At 68.2% G+C, this 15813-nt stretch carries 10 protein-coding genes; 6 read left to right on the top strand and 4 right to left on the bottom strand.

Translation table 11 applies throughout. The features are described from left to right. Nucleotides 1–18 precede the first annotated feature (18 nt). The 5 genes from RUR_RS19155 (at nucleotide 19) to RUR_RS19135 (ending at nucleotide 11256) form a co-directional block, all read left to right on the top strand. Nucleotides 19–879, top strand: a complete 861-nt coding sequence (locus tag RUR_RS19155) for a DMT family transporter (protein ID WP_283137050.1) — start codon at nucleotides 19–21, stop codon at nucleotides 877–879. A 751-nt stretch (nucleotides 880–1630) separates the two neighbouring features. Next, complete coding sequence (locus RUR_RS19150) at nucleotides 1631–8650, top strand: polymorphic toxin-type HINT domain-containing protein (RefSeq protein WP_283136453.1); 7020 nt, start codon at nucleotides 1631–1633, stop codon at nucleotides 8648–8650. A gap of 37 nt (nucleotides 8651–8687) precedes the next feature. Continuing rightward, a complete protein-coding gene (locus RUR_RS19145) occupies nucleotides 8688–9005 on the top strand; it encodes a hypothetical protein (RefSeq protein ID WP_283136452.1) in 318 nt (105 codons plus the stop codon). A 108-nt stretch (nucleotides 9006–9113) separates the two neighbouring features. After that, nucleotides 9114–10082 carry a DUF4331 family protein gene (locus RUR_RS19140; protein ID WP_283136451.1) on the top strand — a complete coding sequence of 323 codons (969 nt, stop codon included), beginning with the start codon at nucleotides 9114–9116 and terminating at the stop codon, nucleotides 10080–10082. A gap of 292 nt (nucleotides 10083–10374) precedes the next feature. Continuing rightward, complete coding sequence (locus tag RUR_RS19135) at nucleotides 10375–11256, top strand: hypothetical protein (RefSeq protein ID WP_283136450.1); 882 nt, start codon at nucleotides 10375–10377, stop codon at nucleotides 11254–11256. Nucleotides 11257–11510: 254 nt separating this feature from the next. Here the strand turns inward: RUR_RS19135 and RUR_RS19130 are convergent, their stop codons facing one another. After that, nucleotides 11511–12662, bottom strand: coding sequence for an FAD-dependent monooxygenase (locus RUR_RS19130; RefSeq protein WP_283136449.1), 1152 nt, complete (start codon nucleotides 12660–12662; stop codon nucleotides 11511–11513). A gap of 84 nt (nucleotides 12663–12746) precedes the next feature. Here RUR_RS19130 and RUR_RS19125 point away from each other — a divergent pair, with 84 nt between their 5' ends. Next, nucleotides 12747–13355 carry a TetR/AcrR family transcriptional regulator gene (locus tag RUR_RS19125; protein ID WP_283136448.1) on the top strand — a complete coding sequence of 203 codons (609 nt, stop codon included), beginning with the start codon at nucleotides 12747–12749 and terminating at the stop codon, nucleotides 13353–13355. 12 nt (nucleotides 13356–13367) lie between these two features. On the opposite strand, the gene RUR_RS19120 is transcribed toward RUR_RS19125, so the two are convergent. The 3 genes from RUR_RS19120 to RUR_RS19110 all read right to left on the bottom strand — a co-directional run bounded on the left by RUR_RS19120 (nucleotide 13368) and on the right by RUR_RS19110 (nucleotide 15810). Beyond that, on the bottom strand, nucleotides 13368–13835 hold the full coding sequence (locus RUR_RS19120; RefSeq protein WP_283136447.1) for a GNAT family N-acetyltransferase: 468 nt from the start codon (nucleotides 13833–13835) through the stop codon (nucleotides 13368–13370). 387 nt (nucleotides 13836–14222) lie between these two features. After that, complete coding sequence (locus RUR_RS19115) at nucleotides 14223–14543, bottom strand: hypothetical protein (protein WP_283136446.1); 321 nt, start codon at nucleotides 14541–14543, stop codon at nucleotides 14223–14225. A gap of 28 nt (nucleotides 14544–14571) precedes the next feature. Continuing rightward, on the bottom strand, nucleotides 14572–15810 hold the full coding sequence (locus tag RUR_RS19110; RefSeq protein ID WP_283136445.1) for an MFS transporter: 1239 nt from the start codon (nucleotides 15808–15810) through the stop codon (nucleotides 14572–14574). Nucleotides 15811–15813: the final 3 nt, after the last annotated feature.

Genomic DNA, 15813 nt, shown 5'->3' with positions numbered 1-15813 from the left:
AGGTGGTTGCCGGGATTTGTGGTCTTGTCGGCAATCTGGGGGTCCAGCTTCGCGCTGATCAAGATCGCGGTGGACGCCGGCGTCGCACCGCTCTGGGTGGCTCTGTGGCGGTGCCTGTTCGGCATGCTGGCGCTCTGCGCCATCTGCCTGGCGTGCCGTCTCCCCTTTCCCCGAGACCGGGTGACCTGGGGACACGCTCTGGTGGTGGCCGCGCTGCTGAACGCGGTCCCGTTCGCGCTGCTCGCCCACGGCGAGACCCTGGTGAGCTCGCTGACCGCGGGAGTGCTGAACGCCACCACGCCGCTGGCCACCCTGATCTTCGCGATGGCCCTGGTGCCCGAGGAAAAGCCTTCCGCCCGCCGGTTCCTCGGCCTGGCGATCGGCTTCGCCGGTGTGCTGGTGGTGCTCGGAGTCTGGGAGGGGCTCAGCGGGGGATCGGTGACCGGCAGCCTCTTCTGTCTCCTCTCCACCGCCTGCTACGGCGCGGGTTTCGCCTACACCCGCAGGTTCTTCTCCGGACGCGCGGGCTCGGCGACGGCGCTGTCCGCCGTGCAGATCGGATGCGCGACGGCCGAACTGGCGCTGGTCACGCCCTTCATCGCCGGACCGCCCACGTGGCCGGGCGTGCACGCGGCGGCGGGACTGCTCGTGCTCGGCTCGGTCGGGACCGGAGTGGCCTACATCCTGAACCTTCAGGTGATCCAGGCCGTCGGCCCGACCGTGGCGGCCAGCGTCACCTACGTCGTCCCTCTGTGGTCCACGCTCATCGGCGCGCTGTTCCTCGCCGAGCCGCTCGGCTGGAACACCATGGCGGGCGGCCTGCTGGTCATCGGCGGCGTGCTGCTCGTGAACCGGCCATCGAGGCAGGTGCGTCGCTGACGTTCGAAGCGGACCGGGGAACCTCTGGCTCTCGCCGACGGAACGTGGAAGTCGACCCTGAGCGGAGGGTCCGTGTCGCTTCGACGTCCACGCCGGGCGGGTCGCCTGCTGTACGTCGGCGTCGACCTGCCCGGTCGCGCGATCGGCGTCGAAGGGGAGCGGGCACGGCCCGGATACCGTACGGCGAGCAGGTGTCCGGCTCGGCTCCGCCGAGCACACCTTTATCCAGGATTCTCCCTAGGCGTGTAGACCATCTTCTCGGTTGGCCTCGGCCGCGACTCCGAATCCGGGAAGAAATCACCGCTACCGGCAGGACGTCCATCGTCGCCATTCGAGTGGCGGCGGCGCCGAACCGGGTGCTGAGAAATGAGGCGAGCATACGCCACGTACGGCCGGTGAAGCGGGCTGCCGTCGGGGAATTAACCGCCGCTGTGGGTGCTGGGCGAGCTGCACCGAAATATACAGAAAATACATGTCAGAGTCTGCTGATATAAGGGAGAAGATGTCTGGTTTAGGTGTTGAGTGGTTGTATGGAGTTCTTTCTCAAAGGAAGTCTGACTGGATCGTTTTAGCACCCGCCTCCCCATAGCTTGCTTATCAGCAGGTTCTACGCCAACCTTGACGATCTTCAGCTACCCATGCGATGTTGGCCAGAAGATTCCCTGATATCGACTATTGCCGCCATTAGCGTGATAAGTCGCCACCACCGTTTTATGTGCAATTTATACGTGATTGATGCGCGGGAGTTGGGATGGCGAAGACACGTCGCGGCCTGGTTCTCCTGTCCGCGGTGGCCACAGCGGTCACCGTCATGACAGCGGAGCTGGTCGTCCCCGACCTGATACCGGTGGCCTCGGCGGCCGCTCCACCGGGTCCGGTCGAGAAATCGGTGGCGGGACGCGAGGTTCCCGCCGTGAAACCGTACCCGGCCCTGGAACGACAGGTGAAGCCGGAGAAACGTACCGAGCCCGTATGGCCCAAGGCCGGAACGGCCGAGGTGGACCTGTCCGAGGGCGCGAAGGGTACCAAGCACAAGGCGGGAGACCTTCCGGTCGAGGTCGCCAAGACCGGGGCCGACTCACCGTCGCGGGTACGGGTGGAGACGCTCGACCAGGAGACCGTTCGGCGGCTGGGCGGTGCCGGACTCGGGGTACGGCTGACACGGGCCGATGGGACGCAAGCCGGGAAGAGCGCGGCCGGCCAGGTCACCGTGACCATGTCCTACGCGGGGTTCCGCGACGCCCACGGCGGCAACTACCCGCGGCGGCTCGGCGTGGTCCGGGTGAACTCCTGCGCCACGGCGCCGGAACCACCCACCGGCTGCGACCGGTCCGCGCACTGGGTACCCGCCGCCAACAACGTCGAGGCGGGACTTCTGGTGGCCACGGTCGAGGCCTCGGAGGCCAACGCCTACCTGGTGGCGTCCGCGGTCGCGGCGCCGGAAGGCTCGCCGATGGGCGGCACCTTCGGGGCGACCGACCTCAAACCCGCAGGCCAGTGGCAGGCGGGCGGCTCCGGCGGAAGCTTCAGCTACTCCTACCCGATTCCCCAGGCCGCCTCGATGGTGGGGGAGGGCCCGGACCTGGCGCTCACCTACGACTCGGGCGCCGTGGACGGGATGACCAAGAACACCAACAACCAGAGCGGGTGGGTCGGCCTCGGCTGGGATCTGTCCAGCGGCTTCATCGAGCGGACCTACAAGCGCTGCGCGGCGGACCACGGCAGCTCCCCGGCCAACTCCTACCAGAGCGGCTGGGCCGACATGTGCTGGGAGTCGCCCGACACCCACGACGGGGAGGCCGGCAGCAACGACCGGACCACCAGCGAGCTGACGTTGTCGCTGGCGGGCCGATCGATGCAGATCGTGAAGGACCGGAGCAGCGGCACCTACAGGACCCTGCCCGACCAGGGATGGAAGATCCAGGAGCTGACCGGGGGCGCGGACGGCCTGTCGTATTGGCAGGTCACCACACAGGACGGCACCGTCTGGCGGCTCGGCTACACCCGGGATGCGCAGTGGCGCCTGCCGTACGCGGGCAACGAACCGGGCGAACCCTGCCACAACAACTGGAGTGGGAGCGGCACCACGCCCACGCTGTGCACCGGGGTCTGGCGGTGGAACGTCGACCGGATGGTCGACACCCGGCAGAACCTCACCGAGTTCGCCTACACCAAGCAGCAGAACTACTACTGCTCCTCCTACAACCGGGACACCTGCTTCTTCGCCTCCACCGTGAAGGAGTACGACCGGGGCGGACACCTGGCGAGCGTGCAGTGGGGCCAGAACCTGCGGGTGACCGGCAGCCGGCACACCTCCCGCATCATGTTCAACGCGGCGGACATGGATCCGGCCCTGGTCCCCTCCGACCTGCAGTGCCCCCGGCCGCAGGGCACCTTCGCCCAGTGCGCCAACCACTCGGTCTCGTTCTTCGCCTCCCGGCGGCTGGACTCGGCGGTGACCTCCTCGTTCGACGCGGTGGCCGGCACCTGGAGCGACCTGGCCAGGCTCCAGCTCCGCTACGTGACCCTCGGCTCCCAGATGTGGCTGGACACCGTCCAATACGTCGGGCTCGCGGGCGGGCAGATCACCACGCCGCCGGTGGACTTCGACGCGGTCAACCTCAACAGCTCCTACTGGTGGAACGAGGCCGGCAACGAGTGCGCCGTCTGGGGCAACTGCGAAGGCTGGGATGACTTCCCGCGGATCGGGGCGATCGCCAACGGTTTCGGCGGGCGGATCGAAGTCTCCTACACCCAGCCCAACCCGTGTATGCGGGTCGATCGACGTTACAACTGGACCGGGCACTCCAAGCCGTCGGCGCGGGACTGCTGGACCGACGGCTACTACGACTCCAGCCTCGGGCTCTCCCCGTCCGGCAATGTCTATCAGAAGTGGACGGTAAGCCGGGTCACCGAGAAAGATCTGGTCACCGCCTCGCCTGACAAGGTCACCGAGTACCGGTACATGAACGCCCCGGCCTGGACCTACCCGATCACCTACGTCGCCGGAACCGAGAACCCGCCCCTTCTCGGCGGATACCGGGTCGAGGACGCCAGCCAGTGGCGGGGCTACCAGCGGGTCTACACCATCCGCGGCTCCGGACCGGACCCGGAGGGGTACACGGTGTCCTCCTCGACCTGGTTCCGCGGGGTGGACGGGGCGCAGGTGACCGACTTCGAAGGCGGAGCGTGGACCGACCGTCCGTGGCTCGCCGGGCAGGTTCTGGAGGAACGCACCTGGCGCAAGACCCCGCCCGCCGCACTCGTGTCGAAGGACGCCCAGGCCCTGGCCGGACCCACCGTCCACCAGGCCGTCGCGGCACTCGGTTCGGCGCAGACCGATCGGGCCCGGCCCGGGAACGCCCTGATGGCGAAGGTGACGCAGCGTCCCGACCGGGTCTCGGCGGTGATGGCCGCCCGGGGTCAGGGCACCCGGGTGGAGATCACCGGGGAGCGCTCCGGCAAGACCCGGCATTACGCCAACCCCGACGGCACGATCGTCGCCGAGGGCCCGGGCGGCCGGGCCGGCGTGCTCACCGTGCCGAAGGCCGGACCCAAGGCAGCCGTCACCTCCGCCGCCGACGTGCAGGACGGTTACACCGAACTCGGCTCCACCCGGCACGAGTACTGGACGCAGACCACGGGAGAAGGTCCCGGGCGGCTCGACCCGATCCTGGTGAAGCCGTCCCGCGAACGCGGCCGCGAGGTGATCGCCGACGGGACGTTCCGGCAGCGGGAGACCCGGACCGCCTACGACTCCTACGGGCTTCCCGTCCGGGTCAACGGGTACGGCCTGGCGTCGACCGCCGACGACAACACCTGCACCGTCACCACCTACGCCCGGAACACCGCCACCTGGCTGATCGACTTCCCTGCCATGATCGAGGAACACGCCGGCGACGACTGCGCCACCGGCGCGGTGACCGCCCGCAAGGTGACGCTCTACGACGGAGGGACCAACCCCGCGGCCAACGTCCCGACGGTCGGCGACGTCACCGAGCGGCGGGTGTGGGCCAACGCCACTCAGACGCTGGTCACCAAGGCGGGGTTCGACGCCTACGGCAGGCCGGTCTCCTCCACCGACGCATTGGGGAAGATCACCACCATTGCCTACAGCCCGGCGGTCAACTGGCCTTCCGACGGCGTCAAGGTCACCAACCCGCGCGGCGATGCCGAGATCACCTGGACTTCCCGGCTGCACGGCCAGACCACCGGCTTCCGGGACGCCAATGGCAAGGAAACCAACATCGATCAGGACGCCCTCGGCCGTACCACCACGTTGTGGGGTCCGGGCGAACCCCGATCGGGCGGCACGCCGACCGCGACCTTCGCCTACCACTACCCCTTCGACGGGAACCTGGGGCAGCCCACCGGACCGGTCAAGACGACGGTGTCGCAGCTGCAGTCGGGGAGCGGCTCGTCGGCCAGCTACCTGACCTTCCACACTTACAAGGACGGCATGGGCCGGGTCCGCGAATCACAGACGGCTTCCCCCTCGGGTGGACGGGTCGTCTCGGTCACCGCCTACGACGGCCGGGGCCTCACGGTCGCCCAGGCAGCCCGTGCCCACAACGGGGCGGCGCCCGGCTCAGGGCTGCTGAATCCGGTGCTGACCTCCCTCCCCACCTGGACCAAGACCGTTTTCGATCACGCGGAACGGCCGAACGCCCGGATCGACTACGCCGGGGCGACCGAGCTGCGCCGGACCACCAGCACCTACAGCGGCGCCGACCGTTACGCGGCTTTCCCGCCGACCGGGCTCTCCACCGAGTACGTACTGGATCAGGAGGACCGGCCGCTGAAGGTGACGGAGTGGGCATATTTCGGGCACTCCTACGAAACCGCCTACACCTATGCCTACGACCCTCGGGGCAACCTGACCAAGGTCACCGACGCGAAGGGCAACGTCAAGACCTTCACCTACGACTGGCTGGGACGGCGGGTTGGCTCCACCGATCCGGACAGCGGCGAGTCGGCCGTCGCCTACGACGGAGGAGGCCGGGTCGCCTGGACCCGTGACGCCAACGGACAGAAGGTGTCCTTCCAGTACGACGACCTGAACCGGCCCGTCGCCCAATGGGCCGGGGAGCCGGGCACCGGGACCAAGCTGGCCGAGTGGACCTACGACACGGTCGCGAAGGGGCAACTCACCTCCGCCACCCGTTTCAGCGGCGGACAGCCGTACACCGACATCGTCACCGGGTACGACCCGAGCTACCGTCCGACCGGCAGCAAGGTGGTCATCCCGGCGTCGGAAGGGCCGCTCGCCGGTGAGTATGAGTTCGGCACCGCCTACGACAAGACCGGGCGGATCACGAGCCAGACGATGCCGGCCGCGGGCGGCCTGGCCGCCGAGACGCTGGCATACGGTTTCACCGCGCAGGGGTACGCCTCCACCCTGACCTCGAACTTCGGTGGTTCCGCCACCTATGTGAAGGGCACCGACTACTCGCCGACGGGACGGCTGCTGTCCCGCAGCTACGGTTCGGCGGGTCAGATCAAGCGGACGCTGACCTGGGACGAAGGCTGGAACCGGGTGACCAACCTGACCACCCAGACAAGGATGAACACCACCGCTCCGGTCACCGTGCAGAACGACGCCTACTTCTACGACGTGGGCGACAACATCCGCCGGATCGCCGACCGGGCGCTGGCCACCCCGCAGAACCAGTGCTACGACTACGACAACCGCAACCGGCTGATCTACGCCTACACCAACACCCAGGCCGACTGCTCGGCCGGTTGGTACCACGGCGCGGACTCAGGCGGTCCCGATCCGTACTGGGAGGGCTACACCTACGACGCCGTCGGCAACATCACCACCAAGCAGACCTGGGCCGACGGGCTGATGACCTACAACTATCCGCCGGGGGGCGCCGCGACGGTCCGGCCCAACGCCGTCACCTCGGTGCAGCATCCGGGCAGCCGACTGGACACCTACACCTATGACGCGGCGGGGCAGCTCGCGTCCCGGACCGTGGACGGGAAGAACGCCACCTTTACCTGGGACGCACTCGGCAAGGTCACCGGCGCCGTGGTCAACGGGCAGCGCACCGACAACGTGTACGACACCGAGGGCGAACGGCTGATCCGCCGCGAAGGCGGCACCACCACGCTCTATCTCGGGTCGATGGAGCTGGAGCTGACCGGCGGCGCGGTACGCGCCAAGCGGTACTACACCACGGCCGCCGGATCCATGATCGCGGTACGGACTCCGTCGTCGTTGACCTGGCTGCTCAGCGACGGCCAGGGCAGCACGCAGTTCGCGGTCGACGACGCCACCCAGGCCGTCAGCCGACAGCGCTACCTGCCGTTCGGCGACCGTCGCGGTGGACGGGACGACATCGCGGTCACCGACCTGGGCTTCCTCGGTAAGACCGAGGACAACGGAACGGAACTCAGCCTGCTCGGCGCCCGTTTCTACGATCCGGCTCTGGCCAGGTTCATCAGCCCCGACCCTCTGCTCGACCTGCGGACACCGCAGCTGACCAATCCCTACAGCTACGCCGAGAACAACCCGATCCGCTCCTCCGACCCGAGTGGCCTGGCACCCGACAACTGCAACCGGGACAGTCCCACCTACCGCGAGTGCAAGAAGGCCGAAGACCACCGGATGTGCGTCAAGCACTTCGGCAAGCAGGCGTGCAACCAGAAGATGGTTGAAGAGATGCGCCAGCGGGTCAACGCCGAGCTCCAGCGCCTGTTCGAGGCTCTCAAGGGGATCGCCAAGATAGCCGCCGACGAACTCGGTATCACCGCCGCCGTCGACTGCTTTTCCAAGGGAGACCTGGGCGCCTGCGGGGAGACGGCTCTCAATGTTCTCTCCTCGCTGGCCGGAGGGCTCCTCGGCAAACTGGTGTCGAAATACGGCCTGCCGTGGAAATGGAGAGAGCTCGCCAAGCTGGGTGAGAAACTCTTCGGTCTGGGCAAGGACGCCGTCAACTCCTTCAAGAGCTGGCGAAATGCCGCCGACGAGCTCAAGCGTCTGGAAGACGAGCTGAGGGCCGCGGCGAGAAGCTGTAAGAGCAGCTTCGTGGTCGGTACGCACGTCGTCATGGCCGACGGGTCGCGAAAGCCCATCGAGCAGGTCCAGGTGGGCGACGAGGTCCGGGCCACCGACCCCGAGACCGGCGAGACCGTGGCCAAGCCCGTCGTCGCGGTGATGACGAGCAAGGAGCACAAGAACCTGGTTCAGATCACCGTCGACGTCGACGGCGACCGGGGTGACGAGACCGGTGTGGTCATCGCGACCGACGAGCACCCGTTCTGGGTACCCGCCCTGGGCGGCTGGCGGCCCGCGGCCGAGCTGGAGCCGGGCCACGTGCTCCGGACCGGGTCCGGAACCCAGGTGCGGGTGGCGGCGGTCGCCGAATGGGGCGCCGTCCAGCGCGTCCACAACTTCACCGTGGGTGACCTGCACACCTACTACGTGGCGGCCGGCGACACCGACGTCCTTGTCCACAACGACGGCCCGTGCTACAAGATGGCCTCGGCGATCCACGACGACCCGTATCTGGTCAAGGCCGCCCAGCAAGCCGGGAAGAGCAACCAGAAGGGCTTGGACCATCTCTTCGATCAGCTCTCCAAAGGCAACATGAACCCCGGTAGCGGTACGGAATTCCTTAAGGGAACCGATGTAATGTATGCGCGTACCAAGGACGGGGCCCGCCTGTACTTCAGAAAAGTCGGCAACACGATCGTGGTCGTTGCGAAATCGAATAAGAAGAACCAGCAGAAGGTGATTGACAGACTCAGGGAGATCTATGGCTGATGAACCCTATTACTCATGGCAAGAGGATTCGTTCTCCGTGGAAATCCTGTTGGACGGGAGAACGGATCCCGAGGTGACGGAGGTCGGCGATTCCACCGTCACCTTGCCGGACGGGCGACGGTACAGCGCATACCTGATGACCCGGGAGGAGCTGTCCCGCATCATGGATCGCCACCTGGTGACGGGAGAGTCGCTGAACGGGAGCTACTTCTGTGCCACCGACCTGGTCGTCGTCAGGAACAGGGGAGTCACCGCCATGATCGACGTCGTGCGCGACATCGTGGAGACGGAGGACATCGGCAACCTCCTCCCGCGAATCGCCGACGACGGCACCCGGGAGAATCCGACGATGTAGCCATTCATCACCGGCCCGTGTTTCCCCGGTCTTGGTCACCTTCGGCGGTGACCTTGACCGGGGCTCGGGCAGTTAACGGGGGATCGGGGGAGAGCATCGGGGGAAGCCATGTCGCACCATCTCAGCGGGCCCAATCTGCGACCGCCGGCGCAGGACGCCCGGCTGGACCTGACCGACGTGTTCGCGTTTCAGTCGCTGATGGACCCGGCCAACACCGTGCTGATCATGGATGTGAACTCCTTCGGTTTCGATCCGGCCCGCGGCCCGCAGCTCCACCCCGAGGCGGTCTACCGGCTGAACGTGGACACCGACGGGGACGACCGCGCCGACGTCGCCTTCAGCTTCGTGTTCTCCCCGCCTAGAAACGGGGAGCAGTCCGTCACCGTCTACCACGCGGTGGGCGAGGACGCGCGCAGGCATGAGGTCACCGGCTCACCGGTCATCGTGGACGCGCCGGTGAGCTTCGGCCCCGATCCGATCATCGTCCAGCAGGACTGGCTCGCCTTCTCCGCAGGTCTGCGCAGCGACCCCTTCTTCGCTGACCTGGAGGGGATCGGAAACGACTTCCACTGGACGGGCCGGGACGCGCTCGCGGACAAGGACGTGATCGGGATCGTGCTGGAGGTACCGGCCCGGATGCTCGGCGACGGCGGTCCGATCGGGGTGTGGGGCCAGGTGAGCGTCGTCCGGGACGGCGAATTGACGACGGTCGACCGCGGCGCCCATCCGTCGCTGACCGCCTACTTCAACCCCGAGGACGGGAAGGACGAGTACAACCGCCGCGAACCGGCCGACGACCGGGCGAACTACCTGGCCGCCTGGGTCAAGGTGCTGGAGCACACCGGCGGCTACACCCCGCAGGCGGCTGAGGAGGCGCTGCGGACCGTCCTGCCGGACATCCTGCGCTTCGACCGTTCCCGCCCCGCGGCGTACCCGAACGGCCGGACCTTGAAGGACGACATCACGAGTGTTCGGCTGCGCATGATCAGCAACGGCAAGATCACCGGTGACGGGATCGACCCGCACACCGACCTGCTGCCCCACTTCCCCTACCTGGGAAACCCGCACTCCGGCTGACCAGCTGTCTCTGGCGAGCTCCCGATTTGACCTGATCGCTCGACACCCGTTCCCGAGGCGGATATGAGCTCGCCACTGGCCAAAACTATTCAAGTCGAACCACAACATTTCCCCATATTCTCCGTCTAATCAGTCGTGAGAAGGGGGAACGGGAATGGTGCGGAGATTTCTGCTCGCATTGGCGGTCGCAATTGTCGTGCTGCCTGTATCGACGGCGGCTGCCGATGAGGAACCGTGGCGCAAACTTCCGGGGGCCCGGGCCGAACTTCGGGACCTGGACGGTCCGGTCCGCGTGGACGGCTACCTCGTGACGGGCCACGAGAAGAAGGCGATCTACCAGCGGCAGGGCGACCGGTTCGTCAAGACGTCCCAGGATCCGGAGAACCTGTCGCCCGATGGACGATGGCGGGTGACCTGGTCGGCGGCGGAGGAGACACCGCTTCGCAAGGTCGTTCTGGTCGATCGAACGTCCGGCCGCCGGCTGACCGTACGCCTCCCGGTGGACTCGGGAGCTCCGAAATGGTCGCCCAACGGTAAGTTCTTACTGTTCACGGCGTATCGGCCGGTACGCGAGGACGACGACGTGGTGACCCACACACGGATCGGCTTCGTCCTCTATGACGTGGCCAATCGTCGGTCGCGCCTGGTCAAGGTCAACCCGGTCCAGCCTGTGTCACAGATCGACCTCTACGGGGCCTTCGGCTGGAACGCCGACGGAAGCGGAGTTCTGGCGAACCTGGACCCGGGACGAGGCGACGACCCCATCGTGTACTCCCTGGCTCTGTACGACCTGAAGGGAATCCGTCAGCGGGTTTACCCGGACGTCGGCGAACTGCCCGCGACCGCACCCGCCCCGTTCTCGCCCTCCGGTGCCATGTTCGTCACCAGAACCCAGAAACCTTTCGGTCTCGAGGACAGCCTCCGCGTCGTCCGGGCCGAAACGGGAGCCGTCGTCCTGCGCATGAACCTCGGGCTATTCACCGAGTTTTACGGCTGGTACGACGAAAAGCACCTGATCCTGAGTTACCGGAACAAGAAGATGATCACGACGTTCGAAGTCGTGAGCCTTTCCGGCAAGCGCGGTACCACGTTGATCAGAGAACAAATCGTCGCCGGCCCCGCCAGTTATGAACCGCATATCACGCGGCTCCACCTCAAACGCCGCGATCGATAAGAGCTCGGGGTCGACGGGCCCGGAGAGCAACTCGCGCGACGCGGCGACCGCTCAAGTGATACCCCGGAGGTCCTGGCCGCCGACCCCGGCTCGGCTCGGCGGGGCGGGGTCGGCACGGGACCCCGGCCCGCACGAGTGTACGGGTGCGCATGATCAGCAACGGCAAGATCACCGGTGACGGGATCGACCCGCACGCCGACCTGCTGCCCCACTGCCCCTACCTGGGAAACCCGCACTCCGGCTGACCAGGCCGGTCAGTCCGCCTGCCAGAGGGCGACGAGCGCGCGGGTGGCGAGCCGGCTCGGTATCGCACGCAGCGCGGCGTCGCGCAGCCACGCGCCGCCGCCGGTCAGCGACGTCAGCCGCGACTGCCGGGCCGCCGCCAGCATCAGGCGGCTGGTAGGGGGACGGCGTTCGGCGTCGTAGCGGCGCAGCCGTTGCGCGACGTCCGCCGGTCCGGCGTCGGTCAGATGCCGGGTCACCGCGGCCGCGTCCTCGAACGCCTGGCTGGCGCCTTGACCGAGATCGGGGCTCATGGCGTGGGCGGCGTCGCCGAGCAGCGCGATCCGCCCGATCGCGAACGACGGCAGCGGCTCGGCCAGGCACGCGATGGGATCGACGTAGACGTCGGCCGGCGGGGTGGCCTCGATCACCGCCGGAACCACCGGATGCCAGTCGGCCGTCAGCGTCAGCATCTGCCGGCGGGCCTCCTCGGCCCCGGGGGGTGTTCCGCACAGGGCGGAGTCGGTGAACCAGTAGAGGTCGCTGTCGCCGACCGGCCACAGGCCGAACATCGCGCCGGTGCGCCGGTCAACGAGTTGGCCGGCCAGCAACTCGGTCACGTCGAGGCCCGCCGGTCTGGGCAGCATGCCGCGGAGGTCCATCCGGCCGATCCGCCGCAATCCCGGGTGCCGGGGAAAGAGCAGGCCGCGCAGCTTGCTGCCGATGCCGTCGGCCACGATCACCGCGTCGGCCCTGGCCACGGGCCGATCGTCGGCGATCACCGACACCCCCGTCTCGTCCTGCTCCAGCCGCCGTACCGGTGCCGCGGTGTGGACCAGCTCGGCGGGGAACGGGGCACGCAGCGCCCGGTGCAGTTCGGCTCGGCTCACGGCCGACACCGGCCCGACCGTCCGCATCGCCCTGGCTATGTCGGTGACCAGCAGCGGCCGCCCGTGCCTGTCCCGCAATCCGCCGTGGTCGGCGGACATGGGCCTGGCATGCAGGTAGTCGCCAAGCCCCAGCGTGTTCAGCGCCCGGGCTCCGTTCGGCATGACCACGACGGCGGTACCCGCCTCCCGGAGCTCGGCGCCGCGCTCGTACAGCGTCACTTCGTGACCTCGCCGATGCAGCCCCACCGCGGCCGACACCCCGCCCAAGCCGGCTCCTACCACCACGATGCGCATGACCTTCACCCATCTTGTCCGGCAGGCCCGACGAGGCTTGCCACTACGATCGTCCTAGTACGGATACTGTCATATCATGGTTGTGTGCCGCCCCTTAACCAAGCCCGCCGCCGGGCCCTGGCCGACGCCGCCATAGATCTGCTGGCGGCTTCCGGAGCCCACGGGTTGACCCACCGCGCGGTTGAGAAAGCCGCCGGGCTTCCGCAGGGGACGGCCTCGAACTACTTCCGCAGCCGTGAGGCGCTGCTGGTGGCCGCGGCGGAGCGCATCGCCGAACTCCACCACGCCGACATGGACCGGGTCCCGCACCGCCTTGAGGCCGGCGCGGCCGACATCACCGGATACATCGCCGACCTGCTGACCGAATCCCTGTTTGATGCCGCGACGGTTCTCCGTACCCGCTATCTCGCGATTTTCGAACTCCAGCTGGAAGCGTTGAGGCGGCCGGCGCTGGCTTCGGCCCTCGCGGGCTTACTGGACACCTCGACGCGACTCACCGTCGGCTACCACGCACAACTCGGCCTGCCCATCCCGGCCGAGAAGGTCCCCACCCTGATCACCCTTTACGCCGGCGCGCTTTTCACCCTGGTGGCCACTCCGATTGAGCACATCAGCAGGGATGCCGTGCACAGCGTCGCCCGCGCAATCGTGCGGGGCGCGCTCACCGGTGCCGACGGCGAAGGGGATCGATGACGCCGGCGCGGGTCAGCTCTTGCGGCTGAGGACGGGATCCGGGTGGTCGTCGAAGCCGAGGCTTCGGTACAGGCCGTGGCCTTCGGGGCTGGCGTTGAGGTCCACCCGCTTCAGGCCTCGCCCGTCGAACCACGCGAGAAGGTCCTCGACGATCGCCCGGGCGTGGCCGCGCTTGCGGTAGGCCGGGTCGGTGACGATCCCGAAGACGTGGCCGACCAGCCCGCTGGGGTTGTACGGCGTCGGCAGCCGCCGGTCGACGGCACCCATGCCGCACGCGGCGAGGCCCGTCGTCCCGTCGATCACGACGATCCGCATCTCGTCGGAGGTGAGCAGCCCGGCCAGCGCGTCGGCGCAGCGGTCCTTCCAGGACACTTCGGACGGCGGCGGTCCCCACCCGGCTGCGAGGTCGCGGAACAGCAGTTCGCGGAGCCGGACGAGCTCTGCGATGTCACCGGACCCCGCCAAGCGCACATGGGACATGATCGGATTCTACGATCACGTACGGCCGGCACGGGCGCAAGCGGTCGGACCTTGCGTACTCCACGTTGCCGACCGGGCCGTCCTTGACCCGGACCACTTCCGGCAGGCGGGCCGGGGTGCCGTCCTGTTCCCGGTGGTTGAACCGCTCGTGACAGGTCTGCCGGGCAGGGCCCGTACCGGCCAGGCATGTCGAGCCGGAGCCCCCGGCGGATCCGCTCGACGGCCTGGCATGACCACGCCGGGGGCGGCGCCGTACGGCGGCTCGGTCTGCGGCCAGGCCCCGACGGTCGGCTCACCGCGTCTTACCCTGAACGGTTGGTCAACCCTGATCGTTTCCGGGACGGGCCCGAGGTCGCAGTCGCAAGCCGGAGACGAGGACGGTCCTGGTCAGGCGCGTTTCACTCCGGAGACGGGGCCCTCGGGCATGAGCATCCCGGCTCTGGCGGTGCCCGACATCGTGCCGGACGCGATGGTGAGGTCGAAGTCGAGGTGGACGGCGACGGGCTTGGTGACGTCGGCGCTCCACGTGGCGCGCGCGGAGCCGTCGTCGCCGCGGTGCACGGTCAGGGCGGACAGTCCCACCGTTTCACCGCTTGCCGTACTCGTCCCTCGCAGGGAGCCGTCCTGGTCGGTGAACTCGAGGACGATCTCGATCGGCCCGAGGGGGCTCTGGAGGGTCGCGTCCCAGACACCGAGAAGTGCGGTCATGGCGTGTTCCTTTCGTTGACGGGTGCGTTCACCTGGCTCCGCGAATCAGCGTGACGACGAGCCCGCTTGCGAGGACCGCGCCTCCGGCGCCGACGAACATGAGGAGGTAGCCCGCTTGGTGGATGAGCGACGCCGCGACGGTGGGGCCGACGGCGATCGCGATCAGAGTGGCGACGTTGACGAGGCTGAGGTCGCGCGCGCGGCGCTCTTCGTCGGGGAGGAGGTGGATGACCATCGCCATGCTCACCGCCTCATAGGCGCCGAACCCGATTCCGGTGAGCGCGGAGAGGAGCAGGACGCCTTCCCAGTTCGCGGTGAACGCGCCGAAGAGGGTTCCGCCCGCGAAGACCACGGTCGCGCCGACGATGTACACCTTGTGCCGGTGCGCTCGATCCGACAGGACTCCGGCGACGAGCGCGGCGACGACCACGCAGGGAGCGTAGATCGCGGTGAGGATGAGGACGCCGTCGTCCGTGGAGCGGCCGGGGTGCAGCGTCTCGTAGCGGATGACGTCCTGAAGGTAGAAGAACAGGTAGGAGATCGCGACGTTCTGGCCGAGGGCGAACAGGAAGCGGTGCAGCCATGCGAGGGTGAGGTCGCGATCGCCCCGGCGGCGACGCTCCCGGGCGGCGGGCCGGATGCCCGCGGGCTGGGTCCTGTCGCCTCGGAGCGTGAGGATGAAGAGCAGGTACGCGGCGGTGATCAACACCGTCAACACCGGATAGGTGGCGTCGGCGTCCCCGGTGAGGGAGTGTACGGCGGTGCCGAGCACCGGTGCGAACGCCCACGAGATGCCCAGGCACGCCGAGGCGAGTCCGCGTCGAGCCGGGGGCACCAGATCGGGAATCGTGGCGGTCAACGGTGCCATGAGCATGTTCGCGCCGAGTTGCAGGAAGCTCCACCACAGGGTCAGTTCCACGACGCTCGTCGCGCCGCCGGTGCCGAGTGCCGCGGGAACGATCACGATGAGCCCGGCGATCAGCCAGGGCCGGCGACGTCCGAGCCGGCCGCGGGTGATGTCGCTGATGCGGCCGACGAGGGGGTTGCTGAGGATCCCCACGACCCCGCCGACGCCGGTGACCACCGCCAGCGCGGTGACGTGGTCGCCGGGGGCGATGGCGGAGAGCTGGGACGGGATCGTGGTGAGGACGGGACCGAGGATCATCGCCCACAGGGTGGTGCTCGCGGCGGTGAGGGCGAGGTAGTAGGTGCGGGGGAGGGCGGACGCAGCGGGCGACGGCGCGCGGGCGACTATCGCATCGTTCATGAA

It is taken from the genome of Rhizohabitans arisaemae (genome assembly GCF_025996515.1).
GTDB lineage: Bacteria > Actinomycetota > Actinomycetes > Streptosporangiales > Streptosporangiaceae > Rhizohabitans > Rhizohabitans arisaemae.
The sequence above is the reverse complement of the archived record's forward strand: the minus strand, read 5'-3'. Positions and strand labels throughout refer to the sequence as shown.

Coding starts and splice junctions, on each gene's coding strand:
- RUR_RS19150 (WP_283136453.1), top strand. CDS start 1,631: ATGGCGAAGACACGTCGCGGCCTGGTTCTCCTGTCCGCGGTGGCCACA.
- RUR_RS19140 (WP_283136451.1), top strand. CDS start 9,114: ATGTCGCACCATCTCAGCGGGCCCAATCTGCGACCGCCGGCGCAGGAC.
- RUR_RS19130 (WP_283136449.1), bottom strand. CDS start 12,662: ATGCGCATCGTGGTGGTAGGAGCCGGCTTGGGCGGGGTGTCGGCCGCG.
- RUR_RS19120 (WP_283136447.1), bottom strand. CDS start 13,835: ATGTCCCATGTGCGCTTGGCGGGGTCCGGTGACATCGCAGAGCTCGTC.
- RUR_RS19115 (WP_283136446.1), bottom strand. CDS start 14,543: ATGACCGCACTTCTCGGTGTCTGGGACGCGACCCTCCAGAGCCCCCTC.
- RUR_RS19110 (WP_283136445.1), bottom strand. CDS start 15,810: ATGAACGATGCGATAGTCGCCCGCGCGCCGTCGCCCGCTGCGTCCGCC.